The 18,413-nt window shown below is 74.0% G+C and carries 20 protein-coding genes; 11 read left to right on the top strand and 9 right to left on the bottom strand.

Features of this window, described 5'->3' with window-relative positions; translation table 11 throughout:
* The 4 genes from groEL to VKV23_03855 form a co-directional block, all read left to right on the top strand.
* The coding region (gene groEL, locus VKV23_03840) for a chaperonin GroEL (protein ID HLI15171.1) at positions 1–974 on the top strand (974 nt) is incomplete at its 5' end.
* Between the two features lie 88 nt (positions 975–1,062).
* Positions 1,063–1,761 (top strand): chlorite dismutase family protein, encoded by a 699-nt coding sequence (locus VKV23_03845; GenBank protein ID HLI15172.1) that lies wholly within the window; start codon positions 1,063–1,065, stop codon positions 1,759–1,761.
* A 6-nt stretch (positions 1,762–1,767) separates the two neighbouring features.
* On the top strand, positions 1,768–2,616 hold the full coding sequence (gene larE, locus VKV23_03850) for an ATP-dependent sacrificial sulfur transferase LarE (protein HLI15173.1): 849 nt from the start codon (positions 1,768–1,770) through the stop codon (positions 2,614–2,616).
* On the top strand, positions 2,613–2,861 hold the full coding sequence (locus VKV23_03855; protein HLI15174.1) for an NIL domain-containing protein: 249 nt from the start codon (positions 2,613–2,615) through the stop codon (positions 2,859–2,861). The genes larE and VKV23_03855 overlap by 4 nt, the downstream gene beginning before the upstream one ends.
* Positions 2,862–3,152: 291 nt before the next feature.
* Here VKV23_03855 and VKV23_03860 read toward each other — a convergent pair whose 3' ends face one another.
* Together VKV23_03860 and VKV23_03865 are read right to left on the bottom strand one after the other, a co-directional pair.
* Positions 3,153–3,911 carry a hypothetical protein gene (locus VKV23_03860; protein ID HLI15175.1) on the bottom strand — a complete coding sequence of 253 codons (759 nt, stop codon included), beginning with the start codon at positions 3,909–3,911 and terminating at the stop codon, positions 3,153–3,155.
* Positions 3,912–5,658: 1,747 nt separating this feature from the next.
* Positions 5,659–5,838 carry a hypothetical protein gene (locus VKV23_03865; GenBank protein HLI15176.1) on the bottom strand — a complete coding sequence of 60 codons (180 nt, stop codon included), beginning with the start codon at positions 5,836–5,838 and terminating at the stop codon, positions 5,659–5,661.
* Positions 5,839–5,897: 59 nt separating this feature from the next.
* Here VKV23_03865 and VKV23_03870 point away from each other — a divergent pair, with 59 nt between their 5' ends.
* Positions 5,898–6,587: an NUDIX hydrolase N-terminal domain-containing protein gene (locus VKV23_03870; protein HLI15177.1), complete on the top strand. Its 690-nt coding sequence runs from the start codon at positions 5,898–5,900 to the stop codon at positions 6,585–6,587.
* A gap of 25 nt (positions 6,588–6,612) precedes the next feature.
* On the opposite strand, the gene VKV23_03875 is transcribed toward VKV23_03870, so the two are convergent.
* A complete protein-coding gene (locus tag VKV23_03875) occupies positions 6,613–7,497 on the bottom strand; it encodes a PAC2 family protein (GenBank protein ID HLI15178.1) in 885 nt (294 codons plus the stop codon).
* A gap of 84 nt (positions 7,498–7,581) precedes the next feature.
* On the opposite strand from VKV23_03875, the gene VKV23_03880 reads away from it, so the two are divergent.
* The 6 genes from VKV23_03880 (at position 7,582) to VKV23_03905 (ending at position 13,189) form a co-directional block, all read left to right on the top strand.
* The gene (locus tag VKV23_03880) at positions 7,582–8,028 is read left to right on the top strand and encodes a GNAT family N-acetyltransferase (protein ID HLI15179.1); all 447 of its coding nucleotides are present in this window, start codon (positions 7,582–7,584) and stop codon (positions 8,026–8,028) included.
* Positions 8,029–8,172: 144 nt separating this feature from the next.
* Positions 8,173–8,349, top strand: coding sequence for a hypothetical protein (locus VKV23_03885; protein HLI15180.1), 177 nt, complete (start codon positions 8,173–8,175; stop codon positions 8,347–8,349).
* A 56-nt stretch (positions 8,350–8,405) separates the two neighbouring features.
* On the top strand, positions 8,406–10,457 hold the full coding sequence (locus tag VKV23_03890; protein ID HLI15181.1) for a MoaD/ThiS family protein: 2,052 nt from the start codon (positions 8,406–8,408) through the stop codon (positions 10,455–10,457).
* Between the two features lie 12 nt (positions 10,458–10,469).
* Positions 10,470–11,282 (top strand): phosphoadenylyl-sulfate reductase, encoded by an 813-nt coding sequence (locus tag VKV23_03895; protein ID HLI15182.1) that lies wholly within the window; start codon positions 10,470–10,472, stop codon positions 11,280–11,282.
* A complete protein-coding gene (locus VKV23_03900) occupies positions 11,269–11,790 on the top strand; it encodes a hypothetical protein (GenBank protein ID HLI15183.1) in 522 nt (173 codons plus the stop codon). Before VKV23_03895 ends, VKV23_03900 begins: the two co-directional genes overlap by 14 nt.
* Before the next feature lie 127 nt (positions 11,791–11,917).
* Positions 11,918–13,189, top strand: coding sequence for a citrate synthase (locus VKV23_03905; GenBank protein HLI15184.1), 1,272 nt, complete (start codon positions 11,918–11,920; stop codon positions 13,187–13,189).
* 51 nt (positions 13,190–13,240) lie between these two features.
* Here VKV23_03905 and rlmB read toward each other — a convergent pair whose 3' ends face one another.
* The 6 genes from rlmB to radA all read right to left on the bottom strand — a co-directional run bounded on the left by rlmB (position 13,241) and on the right by radA (position 18,294).
* Positions 13,241–14,125, bottom strand: coding sequence for a 23S rRNA (guanosine(2251)-2'-O)-methyltransferase RlmB (gene rlmB, locus VKV23_03910; protein HLI15185.1), 885 nt, complete (start codon positions 14,123–14,125; stop codon positions 13,241–13,243).
* On the bottom strand, positions 14,122–14,604 hold the full coding sequence (gene ispF, locus VKV23_03915) for a 2-C-methyl-D-erythritol 2,4-cyclodiphosphate synthase (protein HLI15186.1): 483 nt from the start codon (positions 14,602–14,604) through the stop codon (positions 14,122–14,124). The genes rlmB and ispF overlap by 4 nt, the downstream gene beginning before the upstream one ends.
* Positions 14,601–15,257, bottom strand: coding sequence for a 2-C-methyl-D-erythritol 4-phosphate cytidylyltransferase (gene ispD, locus VKV23_03920; protein ID HLI15187.1), 657 nt, complete (start codon positions 15,255–15,257; stop codon positions 14,601–14,603). The genes ispF and ispD overlap by 4 nt, the downstream gene beginning before the upstream one ends.
* A gap of 10 nt (positions 15,258–15,267) precedes the next feature.
* Positions 15,268–15,744, bottom strand: coding sequence for a CarD family transcriptional regulator (locus VKV23_03925; protein ID HLI15188.1), 477 nt, complete (start codon positions 15,742–15,744; stop codon positions 15,268–15,270).
* A 123-nt stretch (positions 15,745–15,867) separates the two neighbouring features.
* On the bottom strand, positions 15,868–16,935 hold the full coding sequence (gene disA, locus VKV23_03930; protein ID HLI15189.1) for a DNA integrity scanning diadenylate cyclase DisA: 1,068 nt from the start codon (positions 16,933–16,935) through the stop codon (positions 15,868–15,870).
* A 9-nt stretch (positions 16,936–16,944) separates the two neighbouring features.
* On the bottom strand, positions 16,945–18,294 hold the full coding sequence (radA, locus tag VKV23_03935) for a DNA repair protein RadA (GenBank protein HLI15190.1): 1,350 nt from the start codon (positions 18,292–18,294) through the stop codon (positions 16,945–16,947).
* Between the last annotated feature and the right edge of the window lie 119 nt (positions 18,295–18,413).

The raw sequence follows: 18,413 nt of genomic DNA on the forward strand, positions 1-18,413 counted from the left end.
TGTTCGTCGGCTCCAAGATCACCGCCGTCCGTGACCTGCTGCCCCTCCTCGAGAAGGTCATGCAGTCGGGCAAGGCCCTGGTCATCGTGGCCGAGGACGTCGAGGGCGAGGCCCTCGCCACCCTCGTCGTCAACAAGATCCGCGGCACCTTCAAGAGCGTCGCCGTCAAGGCTCCCGGCTTCGGCGAGCGCCGCAAGGCCATGCTCCAGGACATGGCAATCCTCACGGGCGGCCAGGTCATCTCCGAGGACGTCGGCCTCAAGCTCGAGAACGTCACGCTCGACCTGCTCGGCCGGGCCCGCAAGGTCGTCATCACGAAGGACGAGACGACGATCGTCGAGGGCGCCGGCAGCGAGGAGGAGATCAAGGGGCGGATCAACCAGATCAAGACCGAGATCGAGAACACCGACTCGGACTACGACCGGGAGAAGCTCCAGGAGCGCCTGGCGAAGCTCTCGGGCGGCGTCGCCGTCATCAAGGTCGGCGCGGCGACCGAGGTCGAGCTGAAGGAGAAGAAGCACCGCATCGAGGACGCGGTGTCGACGACGAAGGCGGCCATCGAGGAGGGCGTCGTCCCGGGTGGCGGCGTGGCGCTGCTGCGCTCGCAGCAGGCGATCCTCGACCTCGCCGAGAAGCTGGAGGGCGACGAGGCCACCGGCGCCCGCATCGTGGCGAGGGCGGTCGAGGAGCCGCTGAAGCAGATCGCCGTGAACGCAGGGCTCGAGGGCGGTGTCGTCGTCGACAAGGTGCGCCACCTCTCGAACCCCGCCGAGGGGCTGAACGCGGCGACGGGCGAGTACGAGAACCTCTTCGACGCCGGCGTCATCGACGCGGCCAAGGTCACGCGCTCCGCGCTGCAGAACGCGGCGTCGATCGCGGGCCTCTTCCTCACCACCGAGGCGGTCGTCGTCGACAAGCCGGAGGAGAAGCCCGCCACGCCGACGCCGGGCGGCGGCGGGATGGAGGACTTCTAGGCCGGCCGAGGCCGGGACCGCACGGCAGGGGGCGCCTCTGGGCGCCCCCTGCTCGCGCCGGGGACGAGGTCACCTAGACTCCGAAGCGATGGGAGCCGACGCGGTCCCGCAGGCACCCGAGCAGCCGGGCTGGGCGGTCCTCCACCTCTTCTGCCGGGTGCACCACGAGACGAGCGACGCGAGCGCGATCGAGGACGTCCTGAAGGGCTGCGAGGCGAGCGGCCACCAGGTGGTCACCGTCGCGTGCCTCGGGCACAAGGGCTCGCTCGGCGTGATGGCGCTCGGTCCGTCCTTCGAGCGCCTCCGGCTGCTCCAGAGCGGCCTCGAGCGCGCCGGCTGCGAGGTGGCCTCCTCGTACGTCTCGCTCACCGAGGTCTCCGAGTACGCCGCGGGCCTGCCCGAGGCCACGAAGCAGGCTCGTCTGCGCCCGGTGCTGCCACCCGAGGGCATGCCGGCCTTCTGCTTCTACCCGATGTCCAAGCGGCGCCTCGGCGCCGACAACTGGTACCGGCTGGGCTTCGAGGAGCGCCTCGAGCTGATGCGCGGCCACGGTGCCGTGGGGCGGCGCTTCCACGGGAGGGTCCTGCAGCTCGTGACCGGTTCGACCGGGCTGGACGACTTCGAGTGGGGGGTGACGCTCTTCGCTCGCACCCACGACGACCTCAAGGCCTGCGTCTACGCGATGCGCTACGACGAGGCCTCCGCCCGCTTCGCGGAGTTCGGCCCGTTCGTCACGGGTACGGTAGGCACGCCGTCCGAGGTGCTGCACCTCCTCGGGCTGGGCTGACCGGCCGTGGACACGGCCCGAGCCCGCGAGGCCGACGTGCCGGAGGACCTCGAGCGCCTCGCCGCCGTGCTCCGGCGGTACGGGCGCCTCGTCGTCGCCTTCTCGGGTGGGGCCGACTCGTCGCTCCTCGCCTACGTGGCGAGCACCACGCTCGGGCGCGAGGCCGTCCTGTGCGCCACGGCGGACTCCCCCTCGCTCGCCGCAGAGGAGCGGGCCGAGGTCCTCGAGCTCGCAGCCGAGTGGGGGCTGCGCCACGTCCTCGTCGAGACCGACGAGCTCGACAACCCCGCCTACGTGGCCAACGGCCTCGACCGCTGCTACCACTGCAAGCGCGAGCTCCTCGACGTCCTCGGGCCGCTCGCGAAGGCCGAGGGCGCGCGCGTCGCCCTCGGCGTGAACCTCGACGACCTCGCGGAGCACCGGCCTGGCCAGCGCGCCGCGGCGGAGCGCGGCGCTGTCTTCCCCCTCGTCGAGGCGGGGCTCTCGAAGGCGGCCGTGCGCGAGCTGTCACGCCGGCTCTCGCTGCGCACGTGGGACAAGCCGGCGGCAGCCTGCCTCGCCTCGCGCGTACCGCACGGCACCCCCGTCACCCTGGGCGTGCTCGAGGCCGTGGGGCGCGCCGAGTCGGCGCTGCGTCGCCTCGGGTTCTCGGAGCTGCGGGTGCGCCACCACGGCGAGTGCGCCCGCCTCGAGCTCGGTCCCAGCGAGCTCGAACGCGCTCTCGAGCTTCGCGAGGAGATCGTCGCCGGCGTGCGCGCCGCCGGCTACCGCTTCGTCGCGCTCGACCTCGAGGGGTTCCGATCGGGGAGCCTCACGCGCGCCGCGCTCGAGGCGGCTCGAGCGAGGGCACGGTGAACGACCGAGTCGCGGTGCGCGTTCGGCTCGTCTTCCCGGACCGCCTCGTCACCGAGCCGATCATCGCCCGGCTGGCACGCGAGCACGACGTGGAGCCGAACATCCGGCGCGCGAGCGTCGAGGAGCACTCAGGCTGGGTGGTCTGCGAGCTCGCCGGGCGCGCAGCAGCCGTCGAGGCAGCCACCCGCTGGCTCGCCGAGACCGGTGTCGAGGTCGAGCTGCTCGGCGACGTGGTCGAGGGCTAGGACCGCGTCGGGAACTCGCTGCGCCCACTCGAGTGGTACGACGCGCTTCGTTGTCCTTGTTGCGGTTGCGTCACGCGATGGAGCGGCGAATCATCGAGTTCTGCTCGTCGTGGCTCGGGTGGTCGGCGCCGTTGGGGCGAAGCAGTGCGCGAGCCTGACAGACAGGGGGCGTGGCGACGGATACCGCCGCCACTGCGAGCTGCGTCACGTCATCGTGGCCCGAGGAGGCCTTCGAAGGTGACTGCCATCGGCTGAGCCCGCGCTGACACGACGGCAGGGGCAACGATGCTCCTACTCGTCCGTTTCGTCGTCCTTCTTGCGTTGGTTGTTGGCATCAACTTGCTGTGCGCCGGATCCGAGACCTTGGCTCTGCTTCTCTCCGAAGAGCCGGCCGACTCGACCCCGCCACAACTTCTGTCGCGTTATCGCGCGCTGGGCTTTCTCGAATGACGGGTCAGTCTTAAACCGTGCGAAGCTATCGCTCAGATTTACTTTGATCTGCGTGAAGACAGCGTCGAAGGCAGAGAGAGGTACCTCACCTGACTGCGTCATCGCTTGCTGCGCCTCAGCTCTGAACTTCTTCAGTGTCGATCCCGGCAAGTTGAGGTCCCCAGATTCCACCAGTGCATGGAGCTCACGGGTGTCAGCGCCTCCGCCGCGTGCCTTCGCGCGTTGGTACCTGTCGTAGAAGTCCAAATTTTCGGTGGAGTATTCCTTCGTACAGTACTGCCTGAAGTGCTTCCACGCTGTCCGATTGTTCGCAAATTCGTCGATAACGTCCTCTGCCTTGTTCTGCGACCCGAAGATGCGGTCCAGCACGCCGCTAATGCTCAGCCGCTGGACGGTCGGCGTGGTTCGACCAGCCATTGCCAACGCGATGGCCCGGTTGCCAACCATCCGCTGCATCGTGAGGACCGCCCGTTCAGGAGCCTCCGGCGCCAAGCTGCCGGAACGTAGGTATCGCTCGACGCGCTCGTCCTCTCGCGCGGGACGTCGAGCCGGCACTCGGTCCTTCCACACGTCGTCTCTGAAGCGGTACGCACGATGCACGCCGACGACACTACGGCACCGATCCGTCGCCGCGGAAACGCCACCGCGGGCACCGCCGTGGCCCGAGTTCGACCGTGCCCGGGGCATGCGGTGGCCCGACCAGGCCGTTCACCAGGTGCGACGCGATGGGGGGCGGCGACGTGCAGTGCCGAGGCGGGCCGCTCGGCTCCACCGCGGGGCCTCGAAGCAGAGTCGATCTCGCGCACGAGCGGTGGCTCGGCGACGTCGAGCGCCTTGAAGATCTGCGTCTCCCGGCATGACGGTGGGTACCGGTGAGGGTCCCGCGAGCAAGGACCCGGAACCACGACTGGCAGCTCTTGCTGGAGGACGGAGGGGCGGCCGGCTCCACGTCGGCGTCACGGCGCTTCGTCCTCGGCCCGGCCGCCAGGCGCTCCACCTCGACCTCGACCCGCCGGCTGCTCGAGGCTCTCCTGCAGGCCGACGGAACAGCGTGCCGCAGGGCACGGCCAGGGTCGATCGTGGGGTGCCGCGCACGGGACCGTCTCCTCGGAGCTGCGCAGCGAGCCGAACGATCGACGGACGCCCGTGCGCCTCACCGTTGAACGGTCGCGCCTCCACGCCCGCCGGGGTCTGGGCTCGCGAGGTGGCCGTCGAGTCCACCGCGGCCGTGGTCACCGTCGTCCTCCGCCGTCGGCACCTCGTCTGGCCATCTCCTGCGCTGCGACTGCCACCCGCTACGACACCCGGCCGACGCCGTACCTGGCGGCACCTCGACCGCGGGATCTGGCGCCCGGAGGTCCGAGCGCCCGTCGTCCGGCTGCGCTGGCCCACCCACGGCGTCGAACCGAGGGGTCCTGTTCGCCCGGGCCGAGGCCCGCTCCGCCCGGGACGTCGAGGGCCTGGCCGGTTGCCTGCCACCACGGCGGACGAGACGAGCGTCGGGCGGACCATCACCGGGGTGACGGGCGAGCGGCTCGACCCAGCTCGGCTCGATCACCTCTTCCGTGTCGGCGTGGACGAACTCTCCTGGCGCGAGCAGGCCCGGTTCTCGACCCTGGTCTCGCAGGGCCGGAGGCGCTGCATCGTGTGGGGAGGCGGCCGGTGCGAGCGGCCCTCGAACGCTTCTTCACCGAGCTCGGGACCGAGCGCTCGACGCCGCTCGGTGCGGTCTCGATGGACAGCTCCGCCGACTGCGCCAGGTCCGTGAAGCAGGAGGGCCACGCTCCCCGAGTTGGGACCTGCTGCGACCCGCTCCGCCGACAGCGGTGCGCGACGATCCCCACTGCCCGAGGATTCCTCGCTTCCTGCCCGACGGTCCCACGGTGAACGGCGAGCGACGCGGCATCGACGCCCCCCTGGCGGCAGCCGAGCCGTCCGGAGGTCACATCGACGTACGAATCGGCAGGGCCACGAGCGACTGCCCGCCCATCACGCCCCGAGCGGACGAAGCGGACCCTCCCCGTTGCAGCCGGCTGACCTCGCCGTGCACCCGAAGGGCCCACCCGACGGCGCGCAGCGTGCCGTCAGCGCCTCGCGTGCCTCCCGTCGCGTCGCCTGGGCGCCGGTGCGTCGAGCGAGAGCGAACGACCACGGCCTCCCGGCCCGCGGCAAGCCCTCCTCGGCCTTCGGTCGGTGCTCGTGCTAGCGATGATCTCCGTCTCGCAGCACGCGAGAAGCGCCGCGGCCGTCCGACGTTCGGACGTCGAGGTCGAGCCCGGCATGCTCCACGCGCTCGTCGCGACCTCCGTCCCGGTCCGCGCCCGAGCCCGAAGGACGCACCGGCCGGTCAGCGCCGGTCGCCGACGATCCAGCCCGCGCTCGACGTCGAGCGCGGCTCGTAGAACACGCATCCCTCTGGGCAGGCGAAGGGCACGGCCTCGTTGGCGCCGAGACGGCAGCGCTCAAGACGCTCGCCGGTTCGCGTCGTCTGCATCACGTAGTGACGGCAGTCCTCGCGCACGGCCATGGCCCATCGTCGCGCGCGCGTCGCGGCAAGCCGGCGCGCCCCGACGGTAGGTTGGCGGCGTGGGACGCCCGGGCGACCCCGAGCTGCTGCGCTGGGGCGAGACGCTCGCCGCGATCGCTCGCACCGGCCTCGCCTTCTCGGCGAGCGTCTTCGAACGCGAGCGCTTCGAGGAGGTCCTGCGGGTGGCGGGCGACATCCTCGCCGCGGCCGACGGGAACGTGCGCAGCGACGAGCGCGTCGTCGAGTGGCTGCGGGGCGTGACCCCCGGGATGGCTGGCTACGTGACGCCGCGCGTCTCGGTGGGCGCGCTCGTCGGCAACGACGCCGGCGAGCTCCTCCTCGTGCGGCGCCCCGACTCGGGTGCCTGGCTCTACCCCACCGGCTGGGCGGACGTCGGCTACTCGGCCGCCGAGGTGGCGGTGAAGGAGGTGGCCGAGGAGACCGGGCTCGCCGTCGAGCCCGAGCGGCTCGTCATGGTGCTCGACGGGCTGCGCATCGGGCAGAACCGCTCCCCGATCTACTCCCTCGTGTTCCACTGCCGCCTCGTCGGCGGCGAGCTCGTCTCGCACCCCCTCGAGTGCCTCGACGCGGGCTTCTTCGCCCGCGACGCGCTGCCCGAGCCGCTCGCCGGGGCGGGCACGTGGGCCGACCACGCCTTCGCAGCGATCGCTGGCGAGCCCGTCGAGGTCCTCTTCGACCGTCCCCGCTCGCCCACCTGGCGGCGCCCCGAGCGGGCGCCGACCGCGTGAGCGACGTCGGCCTCCCTGCGCAGCCTCAGCTGCGCCCCTCGAGGAAGCGCTCGATCTCCTCGGCGAGGCGCTGCGAGAAGGCGTCGCCCGCGCCGAGCTCGTCCATCTCCTCGATGCGGGCGACGTAGGCGGCGAGGTTCTCGTCCCTCGCCACGAGCTCGTCCATGCGCCGCTCGTAGGCGCGCGCCTCGGCCTCGAGGTCGCTCGCGTCGACCTCGCAGCCGACGAGCTCGCTCGCCGTGCGCACGAGGGCGAGCGCCGCCTTCGCCGAGACGGGGGGGCCGTAGCAGGGGACGCTCGCCCACGCCGAGATGCACGGGACCCCGGCGGCAGCGAGCTCGGCGCCGAGCACGCCGACGATGCCCGTCGGACCCTCGTAGCGCGCCGGTGCCACGCCGGCGCGCCCGAGGCGCGAGTCGCTCGAGGTGGTCGTGACCGGGACGGCGCGGGAGTGGGTGACCTCGGCGAGGTGAGCGCCGAGGGTGACGACCGCCTCGACGCCGAGGGTGCGGACGAGCTCGAGGATCGCCGCGCAGTAGGCGCGCCAGCGCAGGTGCGGCTCGGGCCCCGAGAGGAGGAGGAGGTCGCGCCCGCCGGCGGCGCCGCGCGCGAGGCGTAGCGCGGTCGCCGGCCAGGCGATGCGCCGCTCGCCCGAGGGGCCGAGCAAGACCTCCGGCCGCTGCACGGTGAAGTCGAAGAACTCCTCCGCCTCGATCTCGCCGACGCGGTCGGCGCCGAGCGAACGCGACAGGAAGGAGACGGCCGTCGAGGCGGCCTCGCCGGCATCGTTCCAGCCGCTGAACGCCACGACCATGACGGGCCGGCGCACGTCGCGCGCTGCGAGGCGCACCAGCGGCGACCGCGTCGCCCGGCGCGCTGCGGCCCACCTCGCCAGCCGCTCGATCCTCACCGCACCTCCTCCGGCCCGATCCTACCGGCGCTCGCCGGGCCGCAGGCGGGCGACGGGCACCCCCGCCGCTACACTCACGGCCCGGTGAGCGGGGAGGTGGTCATCGAGGCCGTCGAGACCGTCACCGGCGAGCACGTCGCGGCGGTCGCCCGCCTGCTCCCCCAGCTCTCGTCGAGCCCGCCGCCCGGGCGGGCCGAGCTCGAAGCGATCGTCGCCCAGCGCGAGGCGACCCTCCTGCTCGCCCGCGGCGGCGCCGAGGGCGAGATCGTCGGCATGCTCACCCTGCTCGTCTACGCCATCCCGACGGGCCGGCGCGCGGTCATCGAGGACGTCGTCGTCGACGGTGCAGCCCGCGGCACGGGCGTGGGCGCCCGCCTGGTGACCGAGGCCCTCCGCCTCGCCGCCGCGCGCGGCGCCACGAGCGTCGACCTCACCTCCCGGCCGAGCCGGGAGGCGGCGAACCGCCTCTACCAGCGGCTCGGTTTCGAGCGGCGCGACACGAACGTCTACCGGTTCGACCTGGCGCACTGAGCCGGCACCCCCGGCGCGCCGGCCTGGCCCGGGCGAGCATGGCCTCGAGCGCGCCGGCGCGCCCGACGCGACGACCCGCGTCCGGCGCCGCGAGGCGCGGCCGATCGCGCCGTGCCGGCTCGTCGACCGCCTCGCCGCGCGAGCGTGCCCGAGCCTGCTCGCCCACGGCGCGACCCTCCCCGGATTCCCGACCTGATCGGCGTCGACCTGGGCGGAGGTCGCGCCATCGCCTCCCAAGACCCCTCGGCGAGGGCGCCCGACCTCGGCATCGGCGCCACCGAGCGCCGGCGCGCCGGCGACCGACAAATATATAAAAGTTGATCCAGATACTCAGCAATTGCTACCATCGCACCCGTCCGAGCAGGAAGGGCAGCGCCATGACGATCACGACGGATTCGAACAGCCAGCTCGGCGACACGGCGCGCCCGACGGGCGTCCCCGTTGGCGACGGGGGCGTCGGCCGGCGGGGCATCGGCCGGCCGGGCAGCGCCCGTGGGCACTCGAGCGGCCCGGGCCCCGAGCCGACCTGGGACCTCGTCGTCAAGCGCAACGCCATCGAGCGCCGAAAGCGCGAGAAGTTCCCCCTCGACATCATCGACGAGCTCCCCGAGATGATCGCCCGAGGCTACGAGGCCATCCCCGAGGAGGACATCGTCTTCCTGTCGTGGTGGGGCCTCATGCACGACAAGCCGAAGGTCGGCACCTTCATGGTGCGCGTCAAGGTGCCCGGTGGGCGCATCCTGCCGTCCCAGCTCGACGCGCTCGGACGCCTGTCTCGCGACTACGGCCGCAACTACGGCGAGCTCACCACCCGCCAGGGCATCCAGCTCCACTGGGTACGCCTCGACCAGCTGCCGGAGGTCCTCGGAGCCATCGAGGCGGCAGGGCTCACGACCGCCGGTGGCGAGGGGGACACCGTCCGGAACGTGACGAGCTGCCCGGTCGCCGGCATCGACCGCGCCGAGCTCTTCGACGTCTCGCCGCTCGTCGCCGAGGTGGCGCGCTTCTTCTCCGGCAACCGCGACTACTCGGACCTGCCGCGCAAGCACAAGTACACGATCAGCGCCTGCCCCGCGCAGTGCAACGCCCCCGAGATCCACGACGTCGCACTCGTCGGCACGCTGCGAGACGGCCGCCCCGGGTTCGGGGTGCGCGTCGGCGGCGGCCTCTCGGCGACCCCGCGCCTGTCACGCGACCTCAAGGTGTTCGTCCCGGCCGCGCCGACCGAGGGCGTCATCGAGGTGCTGCGGGCGATCACCGACGTCTGGCAGACGAACCTCCGCTACCGCGTCAGCCGCGTGAAGGCGCGCATCAAGTTCATGGTCGACGACTACGGCCCCGACGGCGTGCGCGCCCTCGTCGAGGAGCGCCTCGGGCGCCGCCTCGAGGACGGCGAGGCGCCGCCCGCGGCCTTCGACGACGACCACCTCGGCGTCCGGCCCCAGCGCCAGGAGGGACTCGCCTACGTCGGCGTGCCGGTGCCCATGGGCTGGGTGCGCGGGGACCAGCTCGTCGCCCTCGGGGACCTCCTCGGGTCCTTCGGCGGCGAGGCCCGCTTCACACGTGCGCAGAACCTCATCGTGGCGAACGTCCCCGAGGGGCGCGTGCCCTGGCTCGTTCGCGAGCTCGAGGCGATCGGCCTCGAGCCCAACCGCTCCAAGCTCTACGCCCGCTCGGTGGCCTGCACCGACCACCAGTTCTGCAACTACTCGGTGGCCGAGACGAAGGGGAAGCTGCGCGAGCTGCTCGCCGAGCTCGAGCGGCGCTTCGGCGCGGGGGCGGTCGAGGAGCTTCGCATCCACATGGACGGCTGCCCGCACGCGTGCGCACAGCACTGGATGGGCGACGTCGGCCTGCAGGGCACCACCGCGACCGACCCGGCCACCGGCCGACGGATCCAGGCCTACAACCTGCGCCTGCGCGGCGGGATGGGCACGAGGGCCGCGATCGGCGTGCCGGTCCTCCGGCGCATCCCCGAGGAGGAGGTGACCGAGGTCGTGGCGCGCCTCGTCGGCGCCTGGCTGGCCGAGCGCGACCGCTCGGGGGGGTCGCTCGACTTCGCCGAGTTCCTCGCGCGCCACGACGACGACGAGATCCGCACCATCTGCGCCGCGGGCGAGGACGAGCGGCCGGGCGAGACGGCGCGGCCCCGGGCGCAGGTCCGGGTGCCCGGCATGCTCATCGAGGCGACCGGCGGCGCCGACGTCGTCGACGTCGAACCCGCCACGATCGGTGCCGTCCTCGCCGAGCTCAAGGCCCGCTACCCGGCGCTCGTCGCGCAGGTCCTCGGCCCCGACGGGGAGGTGGCGGCCTCCATCAACCTCTTCATCGGCGAGGAGGACGTCCGCGCCCTCGGCGGCATGGACGCCAAGCTCGCCGCCGGCCAAGAGCTCACGATCCTGCCAGCCCTCTCGGGCGGCGCCTGGTAGCGAGGAGGGACGATGCACGCGCTCGCGTCCAGCGAGGAGGCGACCGACCGGGTCGTCTTCGACGACCTCGAGGTGGGCGAGCTCGCGATCGAGCTCGACCCCTGCGAGCCCGAGGAGGTGATCGCCTGGGCGCTCGAGACCTTCGCGCCCGAGCGGGTCGCCGTCGTGACGGCGCTGCAGGCCGAGGGCATGGCGATCCTCGACATGGCGGCCGCGATCCGCCCGGACGTGCGCGTCCTCACGGTCGACACCGGCATGCTGCCCGAGGCGAGCTATCGGGTGATGGACGAGGTGCGCGCCCGCTACCCCTCGGCGCGCTTCGAGGTGCACCGACCCGACGAGGCCGAGGTCGCGGCCCTCGTCGCCGAGCACGGCGAGGACCTCTTCTACCGGTCGGTGCCCCTGCGGCTGCGCTGCTGCGAGGTTCGCAAGGTCCGCCCGCTCGTCCGGGCGCTCGAGCACCTCGACTGCTGGATCACCGGGCTGCGGCGCGACCAGTGGGCCTCGCGCGCGGCGATCCGCAAGGTCGAGCTCGACCACGACCACCTCGGGATCGTGAAGCTCAACCCCCTCGCCGACTGGACGAAGGAGGAGGTCTGGGCCTACCTCGCCGCGAGCGGGGCGCCCGTGCACCCCCTCTACGCCGAGGGCTACACGAGCATCGGCTGCGCTCCCTGCACCCGCCCGATCCGTCCCGGCGAGGACGAGCGCGCCGGGCGCTGGTGGTGGGAGGAGAACGCCCCGAAGGAGTGCGGGATCCACTGCCCCATCGAGACCGGCGGCTTCGAGCACGAGGCGAGCGCCATCATCGGTGACCGGCACTGAGGGGTCCGGCGGCGGGGAGCCCGCGAGGGCCCCGGGCGGGTCGGGCGCGCCGACCGGTGGCCCCCTGCTCCTCGACGAGGAGGAGGCAGAGCTCGTGACGGTCGAGGCCGAGGCGGCCGCGCGCGTCCTCCCCGAGCCGCGCCGGAGCGAGGCGGCGCGCATCGCCGAGGCGGCGCGCCGGGGCGAGGTGCCCGCGGCCCTCGGCGCGGCGCTCGGCGAGCTGCTCGAGGCGTCGCTCGCGGGCGGCCGGGCCCGCCGGCTCCACCTCGCCGAGGGCGAGCGGGTGCTCACCGGAGTGCTCCGGCGCACCCCGGTGGGCCGCGCCCTCGCCGAGCGCCTCGAGGAGCTCAACGAGGCGCTCGGCGCACTCGTCGGCAGGCGCCTCGAGGCGGTCGCCGCCGGCATGCGCACGGCGGGGCACTACACGCTCACGATCCGCTGCGACGGGGTGGGCGTGACACTCGCCGTCGGCCCCCGCGGCGTCGAGCTCGAGCACCTCAGCGCCTAGCCCGAGCGCGCCCTCGCCGGGCGCCTGCAGCGGGGCCCCCGGTTGGGACTGGGGCGGGACCGCCTTCTAGGATCGTCCCGTCGGGGCATCGAGTGTCGGGGACCCCGCCCCAGGGGAAGGCGCAGTCGTGGCTGAGAGCATCACCATCACGGACAACCGGACCGGCCAGTCCATCGAGGTGCCGATCGTCGACGGCGGCGTCTCGGCGGCTGAGTTCTCGAAGCTCCTGCCGGGGATCTGGTTCTACGACCCGGGCTTCTCGGCCACGGCCGAGTGCGAGAGCGCGATCACCTTCATCGACGGCGACGCGGGCATCCTCCGCTACCGCGGCTACCCGATCGAGCAGCTCGCGGAGCGCTCGACCTACCTCGAGGTCGCCTACCTCCTCCTCAACGGGGACCTGCCGACGCGCGAGCAGTACGACGCCTGGGTGCGCGAGATCACCTACCACACCTTCATCCACGAGAACGTGCGCAAGCGCTTCCTCGAGGGCTTCCACTACGACGCGCACCCGATGGGCATGCTCGTCTCGGCGGTCGCCGCGCTCTCCACCTTCTACCCCGAGGCGAAGAACATCTTCGACCCCGAGTCGCGCCACAAGCAGATCGTCCGGCTCATCGCGAAGATGCCGACCCTCGCGGCAGCCACCCACCGCTTCAGCGTCGGCATGCCCTTCGTCTACCCGGACAACTCGCTCGGGTTCGCCGAGAACTTCCTGTCGATGATGTGGAAGGTCGCCGAGCCGCGCTTCGAGGCCAACCCGGTGCTGGCACGGGCCATCGACGTCCTGTTCATCCTGCACGCCGACCACGAGCAGAACTGCTCGACGACGACGATGCGCGTCGTCGGCTCCTCGCACGCCGACCCGTACTCGTCGTGCGCCGCGGCGACCGCCGCCCTCTACGGGCCGCGCCACGGCGGGGCGAACGAGGCCGTGCTGCGCATGCTCACGAGCATCGCCTCGATCGACAACGTGCCGGCCTTCATCCAGGCGGTGAAGGAGGGCAAGGGTCGCCTGCAGGGCTTCGGGCATCGCGTCTACAAGAACTACGACCCGCGGGCGAAGATCATCCGTCGCATCGCCTACGAGGTCTTCGAGGTCACCGGCAAGAACCCCCTCCTCGACATCGCCCTCAAGCTCGAGGAGGCGGCGCTCGCCGACGAGTACTTCACCTCGCGCAAGCTCTACCCGAACGTGGACTTCTACTCCGGCCTCATCTACCAGGCGATGGGCTTCCCCGTCGAGATGTTCCCCGTGCTCTTCGCCATTCCCCGCACGTCCGGGTGGCTCGCCCACTGGGTCGAGATGCTCGACAAGAACACGAAGCTCGCCCGGCCGCGCCAGATCTACAACGGGAGCCCCGAGCGACCCTACGTCCCGATCGAGCAGCGCTCCTAGCGCGCCGGCCAGGGGCGCGGCGCGATCGCTGGCGCCTATGGCGCCGATGCGCTAGACAGATCGGACGCCGCGCGAAGGGCGCGGCAGGGATCGGGGGGGATCCGCGCGACGGCCCGCCGCCTCGGCGTGCGGGCCGTCGCCGCGTGCGCCGCCCCGGCGGCGGGCCGCCTCGAAGCAGGCGATCGCCGCAGCGGCGGCGACGTTCAGCGAGGGGATCGGCCCCGCGAGGGGGATGCGGACGAGGAGGTCGCAGCGGGCCCGCGTGAGAGGGGCGAGGCCGCGGCCCTCGGCGCCGAGCACGACGGCGAGCGGCTCGGCGAGCACCTCGACGTCCCAGAGCGAGCGGTCCCCCGACGCGTCGAGCCCGACGACCCACACCCCGGCCGCCCGCAGCGCGCGAAGCGCGGCGGGGATCCCCGCCACGAGGGCGATCGGCAGGTGCTCGACGGCTCCCGCGGCGGCCTTCGCCGCGCTCGGCGTGACGTGGGCACCCCGCCGACGGGCGAGGACGGCGCCGGTCGCCCCGGCGCACAGGGCGCTGCGCAGGACGGCACCGAGGTTCCCCGGGTCGGTGACCGAGTCGAGCACGACGAGGAAGGGCGGGTCGCCACGCTCGCCGGGCGCCGCGAGGTCGGCGAGCGGCGCCGGCACGAGGGGGGCGGCGAGGGCCACGACCCCCTGGTGCGCCTCGGAGCGGGCTCGGCGCGCGAGCTCGGGCGCGCCGACGCGCCGCACCGGGACGCCGGCCGCGCCCGCCAGGGCGAGCAGCTCCCGGACCGGCCCCGCCCCGTCGCGTCCCGCCGCGACGAGGACCTCGTGCACCGGCCGCCGGCCGGCGACGAGCAGCTCGCGCACCGCCTGCAGCCCCTCGACCTGCTCGCCGCCGAGCCGCCCGGGCGCGTCCGGCGAACCCCGTCGGCGCGCCCGGGGCGTCACCGCTCGAGGAGGGCGACGGCGAGGCAGGCGAGGCCCTCGAGCCGGCCGAGGCTGCCGAGGCGCTCGGCGCGCGTCGCCTTCACGTGGACGGGCCCCCCCGCCGCAGCCGACAGCCGCGCCGCCATCTCGGCGCGCGCCGGGGCGAGGCGCGGCGCCTCGGCGACGACCGTGCAGTCGGCGTTCACGAGGCGCCAGCCGTCGCGTCCCAGGAGGCGGGCGCAGGCGCCGAGGAGCTGGAGGCTGTCGGCGCCCCGCCAGGCCTCGTCGGTGTCGGGGAAGTGACTCCCGATGTCGCCGAGGCCGGCAGCGCCGAGCAGCGCGTCGGCGAGCGCGTGGGCGAGGGCGTCGGCGTCGCTGTGCCCCGAGAGGCCGCGCTCCTCGGCGAAGCAGACGCCGCCGAGGACGAGCGGGCGGGGGGCCTCGCCCTCGGCGAGGAAGCGGTGGAGGTCGACCCCCAGGCCGATCCGCTGCTCGCTCACGGCACGCCGCCGCAGCCAGCGAGGGCGGCGGCGCGCTCGAGGTCGCCCGCCTCGGTGAGCTTCAGGTTGCGTGCCTCGCCGGGCACGACGACGACGCGTCCGCCCACGCCCTCGACGAGGCAGGCGTCGTCCGTGCCCTCGCCCCCGCCGGCGTGCGCGAGCCGCAGGACCGCCGCGGCGAAGGCCTGGGGGGTCTGCACGGCGACGAGCTCGTCGCGTGCGAGCGTCTCGACCACCTCGCCCCCGCGCACCCGCTTCACCGTGTCGGCGAGGGCGAGGCCCGGGACGGCGCCGTCGGCCCCGGCGCGCACCGCGGCGACGACGGCACGGAACAGCGACGGCGAGGCGAGGGGGCGCGCCGCGTCGTGCACGACGACCACCTCGGCCTCGGCGGGCACGAGGGCGAGGCCGGCGCGGACGCTCGCGGCACGCGTGGCGCCGCCGGGGACGACGAGGCGGCAGCCCGCGTGGCGGGCCGGCTCGCCGAGCGCCTCGGGCGGCAGCACGAGGACGACCTCGTCAGCGACGCTTCGAGCCGCCTCGACCGCCCACTCGAGCACGGCTCGCCCCTTGAGCGAGGAGAACTGCTTCGGGCGCCCGAAGCGCCGGCCGGAGCCGGCGGCGACGACGATCGCCCAGACGCCGCCCGGCACGGACGGGCCGCTAGGGCAGGGCGGCGTTCAGCCGCTCCTCGGCCTCCGCCTCGCTCACGCCGATGGCGAAGGTGAGCTCGGACACGAGGATCTGACGGGCGCGGTTCAGCATCCGCTTCTCCCCGGCCGACAGCCCCTTGTCCTTGTCGCGAATCGAGAGGTTCCGCACGACCTCGGCGACCTGGTAGATGTCCCCCGACTTCAGCTTCTCGACGTGGTTCTTGTAGCGCCGGGACCAGTTCGTCGGCATCCGCGCCTCCTTCTTGCGGAGGACGGCGAACACCTCCTCGACCTCCTCGTCGTTGATCACCTCCCGCAGGCCGACCTCGTCGGTGTTGTCGGCCGGCACCATCAACGTGAGGTCCCCGTAGGCGAGGCGCAGGACGAGGTACTCGCGCTTCTCGCCGAACGCCTCGCGCACCTCCCGCCGCTCGACCACCGCGGCGCCGTGGTGGGGGTAGACGACCTTGTCGCCAACGTCGAACACTGCGCGGCTCCTTCGACTACGGGCGGGAAGCAGGCACCGCCCAGGCGGCGCGCCGAGCAACGAGGAGTGCCGGCGCAGCCGCTCCAGTGTACCGCCTCGGCGAGCGCCCCCTCGCCACCTGCGCTAGGCGAGGTGGTCGAGGATGCTCGTCTCGGTGAGGCGGGCGATGCCGCTCTTCACCGCGCGCGCCCGATCCTCGCTCATCCCCGCCGCCACGGCGAGGTCCCCGACCGGGGCGCGCACGAGGCCGTGGAGGTCGCCGAAGCGCCCGACGAGGCCGCGCACCTCGTCGCTCGAGAGCTGGGGCAGGCGGTGCAGGAAGCGCAGCCCCCGCGGGGAGACCGGGGCGTCCAGCGCCACGGGGGCACCCGGCGGCGCGAGGACGGCGGCGACCCGCTCGAGCGAGGCGAGGTCGTCGGTCCCCATGTCGGCGAGGCGCTCCAGCACCTCGTCGACGCTCGGGCCACTGGACGGGAGGTAGTCCTCGAGGAGCAGGCGCCGCTCGCCGTACACCCCGGTCGCGAGCTCGTCGAGCTGGATCTGCACCAGGCGGCCGTGCGGGCCGAGCTCCTCGAGCAGGTCGCCGATCTCCCCCGCGACGCGCAGCACCATCTCCATCTGCTGGAGCACGCCCGCCACCTCGCCGACGGTGACGACGTCCTCGACCTCGCAGCGCCCGAGCGTGGCGCGCTCCTCGTCGAGGCGGGCCTTGAAGCGCTCGAGGGTGCGCAGGAGGTGGCTCGAGCGGGCGATGAGGAGCTCGGGCGGCTGCAGCTGGCGCCGGGCGTCGCGCCGGTAGAGGGTGATCGTGCCCATCTCCTCGGACACCGCGATCACCGGCACGTCGAGCGCCCGCGCGACGCGCTCGGCGGTGCGATGGCGCGTCCCGGTCTCGCTCGTCGGCGTCGAGGGGTCGGGCACGAGGTGGACGTTGGCCCAGGCGATGCGCGTGCCACGGCGGTCGAGGATGATGGCGCCGTCCATCTTGGCGAGCTCCGAGAGCCGCTGGGGGCTGAGCTCGGCGTCGATGTGGAAGCCGCCCGAGGACACGGCGAGCACCTCCGGCCCGTCGCCGAGGACGATGAGCGCCCCCATCCTCGCGGCGAGGATGCGCTCGAGCCCCTCGCGCATCTTCGACCCAGGCACCACCTGGGCGAGCAGCTCGCGCAGCGCGCCGTCCGGGCGGTCCACCCGCCCAGCCTACCCAGGCGCCGGGGCGCAGCCCGCCGCGGCGATCGCCTCGGCGAGCGTGGCGGCACGCACGAGCTCGATCGCCCCGCACGGCGCGGGCGTCGACGCCGGCACGACGGCCCGGCAGAAGCCGCGGCGCGCCGCCTCGGCGAGGCGGCGCTGCACGTGGGTGACCTGCCGCAGCTCGCCGCCGAGGCCGACCTCCCCGAAGGCGACGAGGTCGCCGCCGAGGACCGCGCCCGCGGCGGCCGAGGCGAGCGCGAGGGCGAGGGCGAGGTCGACCGCCGGCTCGGCGACGCGCAGGCCGCCGACGACCGACGTGAACACGTCCGCACCCGACAGCGCCACGCCGGCGCGCTGCTCGAGCACGGCGAGCACGAGGGCGAGGCGCCCCCCCGGCAGACCTCCCGCGACGCGCCGGGGGAGCGCGAGCTGGCTCGGGGTGACGAGCGCCTGCAGCTCGACGAGCAGCGGCCGGTGCCCCTCGAGCACCGGGACGACGACGCTGCCCGGCACCGACGGGAGGCGGTCGGCGAGCAGGTGCGCGCTCGGGTCCGCCACGCCCTCGAGGCCGGCCCCCGTGAGCTCGAACACGCCGACCTCGCCCGCCGGGCCGAAGCGGTGCTTGAGGACGTGGAGCACCCGGAGGGCGTGGTGGCGGTCCCCCTCGAAGCGCAGGACGGTGTCGACGAGGTGCTCGAGCGCGCGCGGCCCCGCGAGGGCGCCGTCCTTCGTCACGTGGCCGACGAGGATGGTCGCGGTGCCCGACGCCTTCGCGTGGGCCGCGAGGCGCGCCGCGCACTCGCGCACCTGCGCCACGCTCCCGGCACCCGCCGCCGCGGCGGGATCGGCGACGGTCTGGATCGAGTCGACGACGAGGAGGTCGGGGCGCAGCTCCTCGGCGACCTCGAGCGCCGCGGCGAGCGAGGTGGTCTCGAGCAGGTGGAGGCCGGCGACCACCGCCCCGAGGCGCGCCGCCCTGCGACGCACCTGCTCGGCAGACTCCTCCGCGGAGACGATGAGGCAGCGCCGCCCCTGGGCGGCGAGCGCCGCAGCGCCCTGCAGGAGCAGCGTCGACTTGCCGATCCCCGGCTCGCCGCTCAGCAGGCTCACCGAGCCGGGCACGAGGCCGCCGCCGAGCGCCCGGTCGAGCTCGCCGAGGCCGGTCGCGTACGGCTCGCCGGCGCCGCACGGGATCGCCTCGATCGGCACCGCCTGCGCCGCGAGACCGACCGCGCGGCGACGGCCGGCGTGCTCGAGGACGAGCGTCCCCCAGCTCGCGCACTGCGGGCACCGCCCGGACCAGCGGGCGAAGCTCCCGCCGCAGGCGCTGCAGCGGTGCTGCGTCCGGTCGCGCACGCCCGGCACCTAGGCGCCCGGCCCGCGTCGAGCGCCGCCTCGGGCGCGCCGAACGCCCAGCCACGACGAGACGTCCTGCACCCGCGCGACGCTACGGCCGAGGTGTCTCGCCCCCCGAC

The organism is Acidimicrobiales bacterium (genome assembly GCA_035294085.1).
In the GTDB taxonomy this organism is placed as follows: domain Bacteria; phylum Actinomycetota; class Acidimicrobiia; order Acidimicrobiales; family Bog-793; genus DATGLP01.